Raw genomic sequence first — 14655 nt, 5'->3', positions numbered from 1 at the left:
CCGCGAACGCGGTCAGAGTTGGGATTGAATGGCCGCAGCGCGGGCGCGTACCGAGATACCGCCAGCGCCACGCCCTGCGCGGCTCTCGGCCACGGCGCGAGCCAGGTGGTCGACGGCATCCTGTGGGCTCTGGATGCGGTCAGCCAGGCCAGCGGCGATACCGTGCTGGCCTTGGTACAACGCCGCCTCGGTGGCCTTGACCTGCTCGATGCTCAAGCCGCGATACTCGGCCACGGCGCTGACAAACATCTGGTAGCTCTCCTGCACGAGGTCGTTGAGGAATTTCAACGACTGATCGGTGAGCGGTTCATGCGGGCTCAGGTCGTTTTTATGCGCACCGGCATACACAGTGGTGACCTTCACGCCGGCCTTTTCCTCCATCGCCGAGCGGTCGAGGTGCTTGGCGATCACACCGATGGAGCCGACGCCGCTGGTCTGGCTCATGACCACTTCGCTGCAGGCCGAGGCCAGCAGGTAGCCACCGCTGTAAGCCATGAAGTTGACCAGGCCGGTGATGGGCTTCTGCTGAGTCATGGCGCGAATCTCGCTGGCCAGCTCGAAGGCACCAACGGCAGAGCCGCCAGGGCTGTCTATGTCCAGCACGATGCGTTCGACCATGGGGTCAGCCACTGCCGTGCGCAACTGGCGGCGCAGATCCTCATAGCTGGTCATGACCTCGCAGGCATCGAGGTGAGCGCCACGGCTCACCAGAATGCCGCTCACCGGAATGACCTCGACGCCGGTACGGCCGATGGCAGCGCGGCGGCTTTCCTCCATGCGCTCAATGCGCGAGGTGTAGCCAGGTTCATCGGCGTCATTCCAGAGCTTGGCGTCACCGCCAGCGCCGGCACCGATGTTGATGATGTTCAGGTGCATGACCCGGTTCGCCCAGCTCACGCCGAGGTCGAGCATGTCAGGCGTCACCAGCAGCGGCTGATTGAACAGCAGGCTGGACGCTCTCAAGTGACGTTTCATTGCTGGAGAATCCTCGTGATATCGGCGACCTGCAGCTCCAGCTGCGCGCGCACGTTGGGGTTTGTCAGGTCGGCGGTTTTGCTCACGTCCACCATGTTCAGCGGCTGCAGGTACAGGTCGCCGCCCGGAACGGGTGGCATGTTCTCCAGCCGGCGAATGTCGTTGACCGACAGCCAGCCCCACTGGCGGCCGATGGCGTAGGCCTCATAGCGGCTTTTCTGGTCGCCGCGCATCAGGCCGGAAAGGTTGAACTCGATGAAGTACGTGCGCCGATCCTTCGGCAGCAGGAAGTCGCGCATCATTGCCTGCTCGTGGCGCTTGGCCCACGGCAGCAGGGCGAACACCACGAACTGAATCAGCAGCTGCTCGATGGTGTTGTAGTTCGCTTTCTCCAGGTCATTCACCATCGGCAGCGGGATCTTGTAGATCCGCGCGATGTTGGTGCCGGTCAGCTTGAGCACGTTCACCACGTCGGCATCGACGTTGGTCATCGAGATGGGCTTGAAGGTCATGCCCTCCTGCAGCAGCGCGACCTTCTTGGCGTTGTCGATGCCGCTGTACTTCTGCCCCCACTGCTCAACCAGCTTGTCGACGCTCGCCTGATCCTTGATCGGCGGCGCCTCACGCGGGCGCTCGATCACGCCGGATACCGTGGCGCCATTGGCGAACGACTTGCCGGTATAGCGGGTAATGGCCTGAGCCATGCCCACCGTCTCGGCGTGCAACTCGATGGGCGAGAGCCCCACGTAATGGTTGGTGGATGTCCAGCGAACGTGGTGAATCATCCGCGCCGGCACCGGGTCAGAGGTGCCAACGCGGTAGTAGGGCAGCAGGTCGCCGCCCTTGAGCACCTGCACCTTATTGTTGTCCAGCGGCCACAGCGCCGTGACGTTGCCATCCTCGCGCCGGTCAATCCACGAGTAACCGTTGCCGCGCAGGCCGCATGCCATCTGCCCGCACTCGATCAACTCGAAAGGCGTCTGGAAGCCGTTGGGCTGGTAGCGCAGCACGTCGTAGAGCGGGTGGTTGATGGCCGACTCACGCTGGCCCTTGTCCTTACGTTCGTAGACCTCCAGCGGCAGCTGTGCCAGCGTCTCGGCCAGCAGGGTGACGCAGTTGTGCAGGATGGGCACGCCCAGCGCCGTCTCGGGCGTGACGGATACCCCGGCGCTGTTGCCGCCGCCAGAGCCGATCAGGCTGCGCCAGAAGTCGCCGAAGCTCTCCAGCGTGCCCTGTTGGCCGGTGCCGCGCAGGCTCGAAAAGAACATGCTCAGCCCCCTTGGTTTTTGATGGCAGCCGCTGCACGGTCAGCAAGCAGCGACCAGGCCAGCAGGCCGAGGCCAGCGACGATGAACGCAGCCGGCACGTTGAGTTGAGCCACGCCCGCAACCAGCAGGCCGAAGCCCACCAGCCCGGCAAGCCAGGAAAGGATCTGTAGCAGCCGGCTCATATGCCCACGCCCTTGTCGTAGATGGATGTTCCGCCACCAGGCGGCGCCGAGCCGCTGATGCCGGTGGCAATGACCGAGGCGACGATGCCGTCGATGCGGCCGTTCGACTTGGCCTTGTCGACCTTGCGGTTGTTCGCCGGGTCGGAGGTGGTCACGGCGTTGGCCGCGCACATGGTCAACACAGGGTTGCCGTCGTGCCGCAACGTCTCCACCACCTCATAGTCAGCCGGGTCGAGATCGATCACGTTGCCGTCGTCGTCGAGCTGCTGCGGCGGCATACCCAGCAGCCGACGCTCGAACTCGTCCACGGCCGGCGACATGCTCTGGTAGCCCTGGCCGAATGGCTCCATCTCCGGCAGCTCGATGTCGTGCTCGATCATCAGCTGCTTGAGATCCTCGATCCGCCAACGGTCGTAGCCGATCTTGCGCACGTCGAAATACGCGCAAATCGTCTGCAGGCGCCGCAGCACATGCAGCTTGCTGATGGCCCGGCCCGGCGTCGTCTCCAGATGCCCCTCGGCGATCCACACGCGGTACGGAACGCGGTCGCGATTCTCACGGCCTTCTAAGTCGTGATCGGGTATCCAGAAGTACGGCAGCAGCCGCCAGTGCGGGTCAGCCTCGGTCGGGTAGAACTCCAGCACGAACGATGTCAGGTCGGTGGTGCTGGCCAGGTCGAGCCCAGCCACACACGGCCGATTGCGCAGCATCCGCATGGGCACGCGCTCTGCTGCGCCCAACCAAACGTCGCCGCTGATCCACGGATTTTCCGCCGCAGTCCACTGGCAGAAGTTGAGCCGCCTTACCACGGCCTCTTTCGCCGGCAGGCCACGCGCCGCCACCACCTGCTCACGCAGGTAGCGACGCCCCGGAATGCCATCGGTACGCCCCTCGGGGATGAAGTCGAGCGACGGGTTGACCTTCGGCCAGCAGGCCTCGTCGGTCAGCGGATCGTCGGCCTCGTCCAGCGAGCAGATAAAGGCGAAGAAGGTGTCGTCGATGACATCGCCACGGCACACGCGCACGCCGTAATCGTGATACTGGCCGGCCACGCTGTTCTTGTCCGACCCGCTGTTGGTGATCATCGCCACCAGGGCGCGGCGGCGGTTCTTGGTGCCAGCGCGCATCATCTCGACGGCCGAGGCCGTCTTGTGCTCGTGCACCTCGTCCAGCAGGCCCATGTGCGGGCGCGGCCCTGACTGGCCATCATCGTTGCTGATGGCACGGAAGAAGCTGTTGGTGTTGGGGTAGAACAGGTTCCAGATTTTCTCGTTGCGGCCGCTCTGCTCGATGCGCGCCTGCAGCTTGGGCGACATGGTGACCATCGACACCGCGTCGCGGAACATGATCATGGCCTGATCTTTCTTGGTCGCGGCGGCGTAGATCTCGGCGCGCTGCTCACCATCGGCCACCAGGCCATACAGCCCGATACCCGCGATCAGCGGCGACTTGCCAGAGCCCTTGCCCGTCTCGATATAGGCCAAGCGGTAGCGGCGCACGCCGTCGTCAACGTACCAGCCGAACAGGCTACCCACGACGAACGCCTGCCATGGCGCGAGCTGGAACGGCGAGCCCTCATAGTCGCCGCCGTTGAGGCACAACACATCCTCGAAGAAGCCGATGGCGCGGTCGGCCGCAGCCTGATCCCACACCAGGCCGCGCTGGTGCCCGTGTTCCAGATCGTTCAGATGCCGCTGGCAGGCGTTGCGGACATCCGGCCCAGCCACGATCTGGCGAGCCAGTACGGCGACGGCGAAGCCACGTACGCGGCAATCAGCTGAAGTATTTGTCAGCAGCGTCTCTTGGTGCATTGGGGAACAACTCGCCTTGAGGCACCAGCGCCTTCATGGCGCGGCGCGCAACCGGGGAAAAGCCGAACAGCGCCCCCGCTTGGTTCGCGCGGCGCTCGGCGTCGTTGGCGAGCTGCCGCCAGATGCTGATCTGCTGGGCGCCGGTTTTGAAGGTCTGCACGTCGCCGTCGCCCTCCATCTCGGCGTTCAGGTCGGCGATCTTGCGGCGGAACCGCACCCAGTCGCCCACCGCCTCGCAGTACGAGGCAAGCGCCATCATGTCCAGCTCACTGACCCAGCCCAGCGCTAGCAGAGCCTCGGTCACGCGATCCCATTCCTGAGCGCCCTCGGGGCTCAGGAAGTCGGGTTTAGGCGGGGCCTGTACCGGCACAGCGGGTGCTTGCGCAGCCGCTTGTAGCGCAGCCATGCCCTGTTTACTGGGGTCGCCGCGCAGCATGTGCACGGTAGCCGGCAGCGGGGGCCGGCCTGAATTGGCATTCCCGGCCATCGATCAACCCTCCAAAGTCTGAAGCCCCCACCCCCCCATTTTTCCCGGCGTTGCACACGAGGTTCCAGACGTCGTTCTAGGTTCGGGCGGCGAAAAGTTTTTAACCCCCCCCTACCCCTGGCTTGGCAGCCTGGGCCGGGCGGTTCCAGTGGTGGCGCGGATCGAGCGGCAGCCCCGAGTCAGAGCAGCCGAGCCGGCCGCCCTTCTCCATCCGCTGCTTGGTCGAGTCGTGGCACAGCTTGCACAGCGACTGCCAGTTGGTGCGATCCCAGAACAGGCGCCAGGCATCGGCGATGCGCTCGGCATCGCCGCTCAGCTTGGCATCACCCAAGCGCGGCGCCTTGATATGGTCGACCACACTGGCAGCCACTGCCCGACCCTTGTCACGACAGAACACGCACAGAGGATTCCGGCGCAGATGGTCGGCCCGCGCCTGCTGCCAGCGGTAGCCGTAGCCCTTCGCGGCAGAGGTCAGCGGCTTAGCCTTACTCATCCCGCACCACAATCGCAGGCGGTGGCGGCAGGTTGTCGATGCCAGCCTTCTTGGCCAGCCAGCGCGCGTAGATCCCGCTGGCGATATCGGCGCCGAGGCAGGCGACCACGCTGCCGAGTGCGGCAGAGGTCAGCAGGCTGGAGCCCCAAGCCGTGGCCAGCAGCACCGTCGCCAGGCCGAAGATGGCCGACGCACCGAACCGCAACAGCACCCGCTTGACCAGCACACCCAGCGCATAGCCCGCCACGTCAGCGCGCCACATCTCACCGCTCAGCCCAGCCAGCGCAACCAGAATCAGCAGCCACGTCGGCAGGTCGGCGATGGTCTGGTGCACCTGTTGTTCACTCGACATACACACCTCGCACCAGAAACAAAAAAGCCCCGGCAACTGCCGAGGCTCGAATGGGTAGGTGCATCCCTGCACCAGGCGCCGCGACCACCGGGGCGCCATAAACAAAAAACCCGGCGCGGTGGCCGGGTTTGCGGTAAGCCCGCCTTAGCGGACTTCTTCGAAGATGCCCGATTTATACCCCTCGATTCCGGTGGCAGCAAGGGCAGAACGCTGCCACCCCAGCAAAGCACCAGCAATGCGCCGGAAAAGCGCCCGGAATGCGCCGCCTATATAACACCCACCGGCTACCGCGCCGCAGGCGCAACCCCACATGACGCACCTCGTTTTCAGGTGAGACAACGCTACACCCTGCATCCCTACTGACTGTTCCCCACCTCCCCACTTATCTAAAGAAATTAATAGATAGTGTGAGCGCGCATGCACGCGTGCGCGTGTACACACGCGCCGTGCATGCACATACGTGCACCTAGCGAATGTGGGGAGGTAGGACACGCCCAGCAAATACGCGGCCTCAGGCGCTGCCCACCTGAAAATCCCGGTAGGCCAGGTGAGGCACAAACGAAAAGCGCGCCTCATGCGGCGCGCTTCCGGTTGATCAGCTCACGCTCCAGGCTCATGTGAGCCTGATGCAATCGCTCGTAATACTGCGTTCGGCCACAGCCACACGCCGCCCACTTCTGCGAATCGCGGCTGTCATAGTTCGTGTAATGCTCGATCACCACCTGGCGTTCCTTATCCGGCAAGCACCGGTTAACCAGCAGCTCAATCTCGGCCGACTGCTCCAGCAGCACACGGCTGCCGCGCGTGCTACGGATCAGCACGCCGCGCGAGTCTATCAGAGCCGCCAACGAACATCGCCCACTACCCGGCCCAATCGCCCCGTCACCATCCGGCGGATGCAGCTCGGCCGCCCACAGCTGCAGCGCCTCGTCGATGTACTTGATCATGCGAACGGCTCCCGCTGCTCAAGCGGCATCTGGCCCGGCTTCTTCCAGCTATCTGGCCGCTCATATGCATAAGGCCGCACCCCGCCACGTCCGGCTGGCGCCAGGCGGCGCCGACGCCACTTGAGCCGATGCATGATCTGCCCAAGCCGCGTCTGCTCAGGCCTGCCCCAATGGCCCGCCTCGATGTTCAGCGCCTTCTCAAGCAGCACATCGCCGCTGACGTTCTCGCAAGGATTGTTCTCCAGCCAGGCCACAATCTTGGGCTCCCAAAAGTCGCCCTGAAAGCGCACATCCTGCTCGGCCTCGAACATCGCCTTCTCGTCATCCTGCGGCCACCAAGGTTCACCGGCCTCGTACAGCTTCAACGCCTCGGCCCACAACTGGTCGCGCACCTCGCGCAGGCCGGCCAGGTTCACCTTCATGCACAGCACCGGCCAGTAACGGCGGTTCCCGGTCGGGTCGCGCAGGTACTCGTCTTGGTTCGTCGAGCCGGCGAACACACACTGGCGCGGCAGGCGAATATTCCGCCGCCCATAGCTGGGCCGGAAGATGTCCACCTCGGCCCCGAAGAACGACTTCGCCTTCGTGCTCTCAACCTTGTTGAACGCGTCCAGCTCGGCCAGCTCGATAATCCACATACCCTGAATCGCCTGGTACGCCTCTTTCTCCCCCAGCGGGATCGGCGTATCCATGAACCACTCACCGCCCAGCACCCGCAGCGCCGACGACTTATTCAGCCCCTGCTCACCTTCGAGGATGATCACACAGTCCGCCTTCGCGCCCGGCACCATCACCCGGGCGACAGCCGAAATCAGATAGCGCATACCCATGATGCCGGGGTAATCCTCGTTCCCGGCCAGCGCAACGCCGCCCAGGTAATCCCGCACCCAGGTTCGCAACCGGGGCGTGCCATCCCACTTCAACCCCTGCAGGTAATCCCGCACCGGATGGAACGGGTTCTGATGCGCGATCACCGCCACCGCCTCCAGCACCGCCAACGACTTCACCTGCAAGCCGTACTGCTCGGCCAGCCAGATCGACGTACGCGTGTCATCGAGGTCAGTCCACTCGCCGGCACGGCCACCATACGGCGTGGCCCGGCGCTTCACCGTCCGCCCCGCGAACAGATCCTCACCGATGACACCCTTCCAACGCTCGTCGTGCTCCAGAATCAGCACCACGTTGGCCACCACCGACAGCAGCGCGCCCTTCCCATTGCGATGCAGCGCCGCCTTCCACTCGGCATCGGCAGGCGGGCGCACGGCCGCCAGCACCTGGCGCCGCACCGCGTCCAGCCCCTCGGCCAACTGCAAGTCGTTGAAATCCGTCCATTTGTCGTCACGCTCCCCACTGAACACCGGGAAAACCACTCGCCCGCCGACCACATGTGCCGCGTGCTCGGCCTTCTCAATGCCAGGGTTCCAGGGCTCGCCCTTCGCCGTCTTCGTCTTCCAATCGTCATCCGCGCAGAACAGGAACTGGCGGCCAGGGAAGCGCTCGCGCAATGCCTCGGCCACCGGCATCAAATTGCCCGCAGTGAAGGCTGCGCAGGCGCACAAGCCAGTGGCCAGGTGCACAGAGGCCGCCGTCGCGTACCCCTCACAGATCAACACCGGCTCACCCGGCTCAGGGTGCGGCCCCAACAGATGGAACGCCCCAACCGGGTCGACACCCGCCGGCCAAAATCGCTTGCTCAGCCCGTCCGCATCCGGCGTACCGAACAGCACCTGCAGGCCGACCACCTTATCGTGCACGTTCATCATCGGCACCAGGGCGGTATCAGGCTTGCGCCCGAACTTGAGCCCGACAGCCGGCACCGCCTTACGCTCCAGATATCCACAACGTCCGCGCTCGGGCAGCGACTCCCACATCCGTGCCGCCCGGCGCCGAGCACCCGCTGCGCGAGCGGCGCGCTTGGCCTCTTCCTTCGCCTTCGCCGCCTCAACACGCGCCTTGATGACCTTGCGGTCTTCCTCACTCATGCGCCCGCCGACCGGCTTGAGCTTATGGAAGTCGCCCTTCTCCCCCTCACGCCACGAGCCGAACGCCCCCGCGTAGAAGGTGCGGCCGGCGTTCGAGTGCTCGTAGATCACATAGAAGCCGGTTTTCGTCTTGCCCTTGTCGCCGCCAGCTCGGCAGCGCGTGCGCACATCCAGCATCAGCGGCAGGTCAGGATCTAGCCCAGCGTCCTGCAGCTGGGCCAGCACGTCGTCTAGCAACTCGTGACGGTCAGTCATTGCCTACCTCCTGCTGGCTGCCCGTATCAGCGGGCTTGTTCCACGCATCAACAAGCCCATCCGCAGTGAATGCCGTAACCTCTCGGCTGCATTCTGGGCACGCCAGCGAGAGGTAAACGCCTTGGTGCTGCATGCCCATCAGCTCGCCCTGATAGCCGCAATGGCAGGGCTTCAGTCTCGCGCTCATACATCACCCCCGCGCTTGCAGGAAAGCCAGATATAGGCGCGTCCCTTCGCCGTGACCCGGTACTGGCTATCAATCAAACCCAGCTCAGTGCAGATGGTTTTCGAGGTGTAGCCCTGATGCCAGCCTGCCAGGCACTTGAGCGTGCCCAGCCGGATCACCTCGCGCCTGGTCATGCCGCCAAAGTTGGCGTTACCCCATGCGCGATCAAGGTCTTCATCGGTTACCAGTTGCTCAACGGTATCGGCCTTGAGCAGCAAGCGAATGGACGCCCTCACCGCCCACCCCCTCGCCGCTCCAGCAGCGATTGGCAATCGATGCACGTCAGGCAGTCACGCCCGGCCAGCGCCTGCCGGCGAGCCAGTGGAATGGCGCAGCCGCACGACTCGCATTCCAGGCTATGCACCGGCGCCGCCACCTGGCGGTTAGCGGCCCGAGCGTTCTCATACACGGCGTATTCATCCGCCGCACGATCAGCAGCATCAGCCATCGGCGCGCCCCTCCTCATGCTTGCGGCGCACCACCGCACCGAGCCGGAACACACCCTGCACCAACCGTTCGGCCAACTGCTCGAACTCGGCCAGCTCGTCGCAATCAAGGTGGTCATCCGAAAGCGCTTTGGTCAGTTGGTTGATCAACTCCCCCTCGCGCTTGAGCAAGTCGCCCAGGCTCGCCAGCAGCGCCTGCGGCGTATCCGTGTCGCGCAGCCCACTGACATCGATCCCCACCCAGCCAATCGGATGCAGGATCGCGTCGACAATGCGCGGATCGCGCGTCAGATCGAGCACCAGCTCCAGATCACGGATGTTCGGCGTGTGCGTGGTATTGGTCAGCGAGAGCTTGTGATTGAAGGTATTCGGGTTCACCCCGTCGACGGCAGCGATAGCGGTCGCGCCGCCGGGGTAATCGTGCGCCGCATGATGCAGCGCCTGCGGCAGGGTCAGAATCGAACGCTTCGCGCGCTCGACGCTGCCCCAGTGGGAGCGATAAGGCATAGCAAACTCCTGGTTTGGTGGTCACACGCCACGGCCAGGCCGCAGCGCCCCAGCGAGGCCCATGCTCCGCACAGGCCCCGCTGATACAGCCCGCCGCTGGTGGTGGCAGCGGCAGGCAACCCCGAGCATCCCCGCCCGGGCTTGGCACATGGTGGTGGCATGCGCCTTGGCATGGCAGCGCTACAGCAAAGCTGCCATCGTCACAGCGCAACCGTGTTGCTATAGTCGCGCCGTGGCTCCCCTGGTTTGGTGGTCACGCAAAGCCTGTGTATCTGTGGTGGAGAAGCAGGCAGCTTGGGCATCCGTGCCCGAGTACGGCCCAGGCATCTGCCCGGCCGGGGAACGAGGCGCCTCACGGCGCCTTTTTTCTAAGCGGCTTGCGCAACCGCCCCATCAGAATCAGGCGATGGGAAAAGGTCTGGTAGATCAGGCCGCAGCTCATAGGGCTTGACTGCCCCATCACAGGCCCGGACGACAGAGGGCACGCGCTGAGCAGGCACGCCACGACGCTTCCAATGGTTAACGACTTGAGGGGTGACCCCTACTTTCTGAGCGAAGGCGACGATAGTTCCGACAGCCTTGATCGCCCTTTCGAGAGCTTGAGCTTCCATAAACATACCGGTTATTTGTCTGACCGAAATGAACAATACGGATATTCAAACACTCTGTCTACAGGAATAAACTTCTTGGCTATGGACGAATCTGGCAAAAGACTGCGCGACATCCTTGATGAGCGCAGCACCGCATACACCACCTTTGCAGCGGCATTAGGTGTTGACCCACAACGACTGAATCATTGGTTCCGCCGAGGCATCCCCAAGGAGTTTATCTTCGAGGTGGCCGACGCTCTGCACGTAAACGCCCGCTGGCTGTTCGATGGGACGCCTCCACCTGCCGACGAAGCCGGTACGGTTTATGAGGGCGTGTATAAAGCCGAAGATGTGCATGCAATCACCGCGCATGGGCGCGCATCGAGGGGCGGCATCATTCTTGAGCCCTTGCACCCCTGGGACGATTCAACACCACTGGATGATGACGAGGTAGAACTGCCCTTGTACAAGGAAGTAGAACTCGCAGCGGGTAGCGGCAACACCGCAGTTCAAGAAGTGCCCGGACGAAAGCTCCGCTTTTCGCATGCAACCTTGCGAGCCGCAGGCGTAGACCCAGCCGCCGCAGTCTGCGCAACGCTGACAGGCACCAGCATGGCACCGCTTATCATCCCTGGCGCCACGATCGGTATCGACACCAGCAGCACCGCTATCGTCGATAGCGAAATTTACGCGATCGATCATGACGGGATGCTGCGCGTGAAGTTCTTGTACCGGCTGCCGGGCGGCGGGATCAGATTTAGAAGCTACAACTCCGACGAGTACCCCGACGAAGAATACAGCCGCAGCCAGATAGAGGCTCAGTCCATCAAGATCCTAGGCTGGGTCTTCTGGTGGTCGACAGTACGGCGAAAAGGGCAGCTCAACCTACTCAAATAAACAATTTGTATTGACCTGAAAATATACACATGGTTTATTGCCTCATCTCTCCACCACAGAGCCGAGGTAAACCATGCGAACCGCCACCCTGCACGTCCACCCGGCGTGCACCTCTAACCGCCGCCTGATCGAGCGCCTGCAGGCCGAAACCGGCCTGCTTGTCGTCATCAATGGCGGCAAACCCAAGCTGCAGCCCCGCCGCGCCCCAGCGCCCTTCGACCCGAACGACGGCGGGAGGGCTGCCTGATGACTTTGCCCATCCAATACGCCTTTGAAGGCAATGAAGTGCGCGTGCTGATGATCCAGGGCGAGCCGTGGTTCGTAGCCCGTGATGTTGTATCCGCCCTTGGCATGGCCTGGAAAACAGGGGGAGCCGGTTCAACCGGCCCCCTCGACGCCGACGAAAAGGGTCTGTCAATTGTGCAGACCCCGGGCGGCAGCCAGACACTTCAAGTCATCAATGAGTCCGGGCTTTACACCCTGATTCTGCGCAGCCGAGATGCGGTTTCCCCAGGCTCTGCGGCCCACCGTTTTCGCAAGTGGCTGACCAGCCAAGTACTGCCCGCCCTTCGCAAGCACGGCGCCTACGTTATGCCCACCGCCGAGCCGGTCGAGCCGGCAGACGCGCCCATGTCGGCACACGTCGAGGCCGACCAGATCGTCAGCGCCGGTCGAGTATTCCGCGCGCTGTTCACCACCGCCCGCAGCATGGGCATGGCTCGCCGCCTGGCCGCCACCCGTGCCAACCAGGCGGCAGAGCGCGCCACCGGCATCGACCTGGCTGCCGAGCTGGGCGCTTCCGAATGGCTCGACGGGCCGGACATGCCGACCTCGCAGCGCAAGCACTACGAGCTACAGCAGAACCTGCGCGCCCACCTCGCCGCCAACGACTGGCCGCAAGGCGTAACCACACAGCAACTGATTGAGGCCATGGGCCTACAGCTCGACAAGGCCACTCAAATGGCAGTTGGACAAAGCATGCAGTTGCTGGGCTACCAACGGCGCCGGATGGCAAGCGCAGAGCGCAATGGTGTCCGCCCTTACGTCTACGTGCTCAAGCAACCTGCCCTAACGCTGGAGGCCGCCGCATGAAAACCCAGTACAGCGACAACCTCCAATACCTACGCGCGCGGCTGACTAGCACGCTGAACAAAGTCCGCCAAGGCCGCAACCCTGAAGATGTCACCGCAGAGTTTTACATCGCTCTCGGGATGATCGGCGCCGCCGCCACCTTAGGCGCGATCACTATTGAGGCCAGCAGTAACCTGCATGACCTGGCGCTCAATGCCAGCGCGCAACGCAGCGCAGAACTGTCGGCCATTGCCGCCGCTGCCCGCCAGAAAGCCAGGCAGGAGGTGGCCGCATGAACTTCGCCCTCCCCGAAGACAACCTGCTGCGCCTGCAGGCCCAGCTCAACATGTCCGGCACCTTCAACCACACTGTCACGCGCCTGCCCTACAGCCGCGATCAAGTGCGCTTTCGCGTCAACGTCGAGCGCGGCCAGTTCCGCACCGCCATCCGCATCGAAATGGGCGACCAGGCGCACAGCATCGACGTACAGACGGACAACCCCGAAAAGCACCTGCAGGTCGCCGACTTCATCGACGCCATCGCCAACGGGCGCGTAGACGGCGGCGAGCTGGCACCGCCCCGCGTCACCCGCCAGCCACTGCTGCCCGAGCCCCCCGCCCTGCTGGATGACACCCAGCTAGGCCGGCTCAAGCACATGGTTCGCCACGGCGGCTTCGCCAGCCTCGAAACCGGGCACGAGCACCCGATTCACGTTGCCGTGCACCGCACTCGCCCAGCCGATGGCATCACCGCAATCGTCAGCATCGGCAACGCTCGGCCTCGCACGTCCTGCTTCACCGTGCGCGGCGACCAGCGCGAATGCCTCAAGCGCCTGCTGATCAGCATCGAGCACCTGCACATCATCGCCACGCCCCAGCGCGCGGCAGCGTAGGAGGCAGCAGCCATGAAACAACTCACCCTGCAGGAAGCCGCCAAGCGCCTCGGCCTCACCCGCCCCAAGCTGATCTCGGCCATGCAGGCGGCCGGCCTGCTCAACGACAAGAACCTGCCAGCCCGCCCCGTGCGGGACGGCGCCCACCTGATCACCAAGGACGGCAGTTGGTACCACCCAGAGCTGGGCATGCAGTACAGCCAGAGCACCCGCATCCGCGCGGGCTCCCTGCCCTGGCTGAGCCTGCAACTCGGCATCACCGAACTGCCCGAACCCAAGCAGGATCCGCGCGATGTCGCCTGACCTCAAATACACCACCGAAGACGGCCAGCGCATCACCCCGCAGAACGCCCGCCAGTGGGTGGCCGTGATCATCAAGCTGCCAACCCACGACGAGCGCAAAGCCGCCATCGAAAACCACGTGCCCGAGCACCTGCGCGCACTGGTACGCACCATGGGCCGAATCGCCTGGAACCATCCAGCCCGGAGACACCAATGAAAGACATCAAACTACTCGACGACACCCTGCTCGATCTGCTGCGCCTGCCCGAAGCACAGCGCACCACCGAAGTGATCAGCAGCGCCCTGCACCTGGCAGCCACCGCCGCCGGCCTGCGCCTGGGCCAGGCCACTGACCTGCAGTTGCAACACATGCAGCTGGAAGGCGCCGTGGCCCGCCTCACCGCCCAGCTCGGCGAGGGCTTCAAACACCGCACATCCTTGCGCCTCGGCAGCGACGTCGACGGCATCGAGCTGTTCGCCTACATCGAAGCCACAGGCCGAGCCGACATCCGCTTTACCGGCTGGGGCCGCACCGCGCAGGGCGTTCTCGCACACCTCAACCAGGCCATCGCCGCGCACGGCATCAACATCGGCCAGGCCAAACCCAAGCCCCGCCACCCCAACAAGAACCCGCTGCGCCTGCTCCCGCGTGAGGCCCGCAGCGCATGAGCCAGCACGACCAACAGCAGCCGTTGCGCCTGCAGCCCGCCCCCAAGGCCAGCACCGTCGACATGCTCTTTCGCATGTTCGGCACCGTGCTGATCCCGCTGGAAGCCCTGCGCGCCGAACTGTTCCGCAACCTCAACGAAGATCGATTCGGGCGCCAGGTCGGCACCGCAGCCATCCCCCTGCCGGTCACCACCCTGCAGGACAGCAGCAAGGCCCTGCGCTACATCGAGATCCACCACCTCGCCGCCCACATCGAGCAACGCGCCGGCCTGGCGGACAACGCCCTGGCCAAGGCGCTGGGCAGTGAACAGGAGAACTAAGCC

22 protein-coding genes are annotated in these 14655 nt (G+C 64.2%); 9 read left to right on the top strand and 13 right to left on the bottom strand.

From position 1 onward, the window contains the following. Nucleotides 1-12: 12 nt before the first annotated feature. From sppA to ACODS1_RS00260, 13 genes are all read right to left on the bottom strand, one after another. Nucleotides 13-975, bottom strand: a complete 963-nt coding sequence (gene sppA, locus ACODS1_RS00320; protein ID WP_489084079.1) for a signal peptide peptidase SppA — start codon at nucleotides 973-975, stop codon at nucleotides 13-15. Beyond that, nucleotides 972-2243, bottom strand: a complete 1272-nt coding sequence (locus tag ACODS1_RS00315; RefSeq protein WP_489084078.1) for a phage portal protein — start codon at nucleotides 2241-2243, stop codon at nucleotides 972-974. The genes sppA and ACODS1_RS00315 overlap by 4 nt, the downstream gene beginning before the upstream one ends. A gap of 2 nt (nucleotides 2244-2245) precedes the next feature. Beyond that, nucleotides 2246-2425, bottom strand: coding sequence for a hypothetical protein (locus tag ACODS1_RS00310; RefSeq protein WP_489084077.1), 180 nt, complete (start codon nucleotides 2423-2425; stop codon nucleotides 2246-2248). Further along, entirely contained in the window at nucleotides 2422-4236 is a 1815-nt protein-coding gene (locus tag ACODS1_RS00305) for a terminase large subunit (RefSeq protein WP_489084076.1), read from the bottom strand. The genes ACODS1_RS00310 and ACODS1_RS00305 overlap by 4 nt, the downstream gene beginning before the upstream one ends. After that, a complete protein-coding gene (locus ACODS1_RS00300) occupies nucleotides 4199-4723 on the bottom strand; it encodes a P27 family phage terminase small subunit (protein WP_489084075.1) in 525 nt (174 codons plus the stop codon). Before ACODS1_RS00300 ends, ACODS1_RS00305 begins: the two co-directional genes overlap by 38 nt. A 100-nt stretch (nucleotides 4724-4823) precedes the next feature. Continuing rightward, nucleotides 4824-5216: an HNH endonuclease gene (locus ACODS1_RS00295; protein WP_489084074.1), complete on the bottom strand. Its 393-nt coding sequence runs from the start codon at nucleotides 5214-5216 to the stop codon at nucleotides 4824-4826. Continuing rightward, nucleotides 5209-5568 (bottom strand): phage holin family protein, encoded by a 360-nt coding sequence (locus ACODS1_RS00290; protein ID WP_489084073.1) that lies wholly within the window; start codon nucleotides 5566-5568, stop codon nucleotides 5209-5211. Before ACODS1_RS00290 ends, ACODS1_RS00295 begins: the two co-directional genes overlap by 8 nt. A gap of 572 nt (nucleotides 5569-6140) precedes the next feature. Next, complete coding sequence (locus ACODS1_RS00285; RefSeq protein ID WP_489084072.1) at nucleotides 6141-6515, bottom strand: PA0613 family protein; 375 nt, start codon at nucleotides 6513-6515, stop codon at nucleotides 6141-6143. Next, on the bottom strand, nucleotides 6512-8752 hold the full coding sequence (locus ACODS1_RS00280) for a virulence-associated E family protein (RefSeq protein ID WP_489084071.1): 2241 nt from the start codon (nucleotides 8750-8752) through the stop codon (nucleotides 6512-6514). The genes ACODS1_RS00285 and ACODS1_RS00280 overlap by 4 nt, the downstream gene beginning before the upstream one ends. A 183-nt stretch (nucleotides 8753-8935) precedes the next feature. After that, on the bottom strand, nucleotides 8936-9196 hold the full coding sequence (locus ACODS1_RS00275) for a hypothetical protein (RefSeq protein WP_489084070.1): 261 nt from the start codon (nucleotides 9194-9196) through the stop codon (nucleotides 8936-8938). A gap of 14 nt (nucleotides 9197-9210) precedes the next feature. Then, on the bottom strand, nucleotides 9211-9426 hold the full coding sequence (locus tag ACODS1_RS00270) for a TraR/DksA C4-type zinc finger protein (RefSeq protein WP_489084069.1): 216 nt from the start codon (nucleotides 9424-9426) through the stop codon (nucleotides 9211-9213). Then, nucleotides 9419-9931 carry a phage regulatory CII family protein gene (locus ACODS1_RS00265; protein WP_489084068.1) on the bottom strand — a complete coding sequence of 171 codons (513 nt, stop codon included), beginning with the start codon at nucleotides 9929-9931 and terminating at the stop codon, nucleotides 9419-9421. Before ACODS1_RS00265 ends, ACODS1_RS00270 begins: the two co-directional genes overlap by 8 nt. 368 nt (nucleotides 9932-10299) lie before the next feature. Next, on the bottom strand, nucleotides 10300-10542 hold the full coding sequence (locus ACODS1_RS00260; protein WP_489084067.1) for a transcriptional regulator: 243 nt from the start codon (nucleotides 10540-10542) through the stop codon (nucleotides 10300-10302). Here ACODS1_RS00260 and ACODS1_RS00255 point away from each other — a divergent pair. The 9 genes from ACODS1_RS00255 to ACODS1_RS00215 all read left to right on the top strand — a co-directional run bounded on the left by ACODS1_RS00255 (nucleotide 10447) and on the right by ACODS1_RS00215 (nucleotide 14652). After that, entirely contained in the window at nucleotides 10447-11418 is a 972-nt protein-coding gene (locus ACODS1_RS00255; RefSeq protein ID WP_489084066.1) for an XRE family transcriptional regulator, read from the top strand. The genes ACODS1_RS00260 and ACODS1_RS00255 overlap by 96 nt on opposite strands. A gap of 73 nt (nucleotides 11419-11491) precedes the next feature. Further along, complete coding sequence (locus ACODS1_RS00250) at nucleotides 11492-11665, top strand: hypothetical protein (RefSeq protein WP_489084065.1); 174 nt, start codon at nucleotides 11492-11494, stop codon at nucleotides 11663-11665. Continuing rightward, complete coding sequence (locus ACODS1_RS00245) at nucleotides 11665-12510, top strand: BRO-N domain-containing protein (protein WP_489084064.1); 846 nt, start codon at nucleotides 11665-11667, stop codon at nucleotides 12508-12510. Before ACODS1_RS00250 ends, ACODS1_RS00245 begins: the two co-directional genes overlap by 1 nt. Next, the gene (locus ACODS1_RS00240) at nucleotides 12507-12785 is read left to right on the top strand and encodes a hypothetical protein (protein WP_489084063.1); all 279 of its coding nucleotides are present in this window, start codon (nucleotides 12507-12509) and stop codon (nucleotides 12783-12785) included. Before ACODS1_RS00245 ends, ACODS1_RS00240 begins: the two co-directional genes overlap by 4 nt. After that, nucleotides 12782-13381, top strand: coding sequence for a hypothetical protein (locus ACODS1_RS00235; RefSeq protein WP_489084062.1), 600 nt, complete (start codon nucleotides 12782-12784; stop codon nucleotides 13379-13381). The genes ACODS1_RS00240 and ACODS1_RS00235 overlap by 4 nt, the downstream gene beginning before the upstream one ends. 12 nt (nucleotides 13382-13393) lie before the next feature. Then, nucleotides 13394-13684: a DNA-binding protein gene (locus ACODS1_RS00230; protein WP_489084061.1), complete on the top strand. Its 291-nt coding sequence runs from the start codon at nucleotides 13394-13396 to the stop codon at nucleotides 13682-13684. Beyond that, nucleotides 13674-13880: a hypothetical protein gene (locus ACODS1_RS00225; protein WP_489084060.1), complete on the top strand. Its 207-nt coding sequence runs from the start codon at nucleotides 13674-13676 to the stop codon at nucleotides 13878-13880. The genes ACODS1_RS00230 and ACODS1_RS00225 overlap by 11 nt, the downstream gene beginning before the upstream one ends. Next, nucleotides 13877-14332: a hypothetical protein gene (locus ACODS1_RS00220; RefSeq protein ID WP_489084059.1), complete on the top strand. Its 456-nt coding sequence runs from the start codon at nucleotides 13877-13879 to the stop codon at nucleotides 14330-14332. The genes ACODS1_RS00225 and ACODS1_RS00220 overlap by 4 nt, the downstream gene beginning before the upstream one ends. Then, the gene (locus ACODS1_RS00215) at nucleotides 14329-14652 is read left to right on the top strand and encodes a pyocin activator PrtN family protein (RefSeq protein ID WP_489084058.1); all 324 of its coding nucleotides are present in this window, start codon (nucleotides 14329-14331) and stop codon (nucleotides 14650-14652) included. Before ACODS1_RS00220 ends, ACODS1_RS00215 begins: the two co-directional genes overlap by 4 nt. Nucleotides 14653-14655 lie beyond the last annotated feature (3 nt).

The organism is Pseudomonas sp. FG29 (assembly GCF_057809355.1).
Note: the sequence above shows the minus strand (reverse complement) of the source record. Positions and strands in the feature narration are given on the sequence as shown.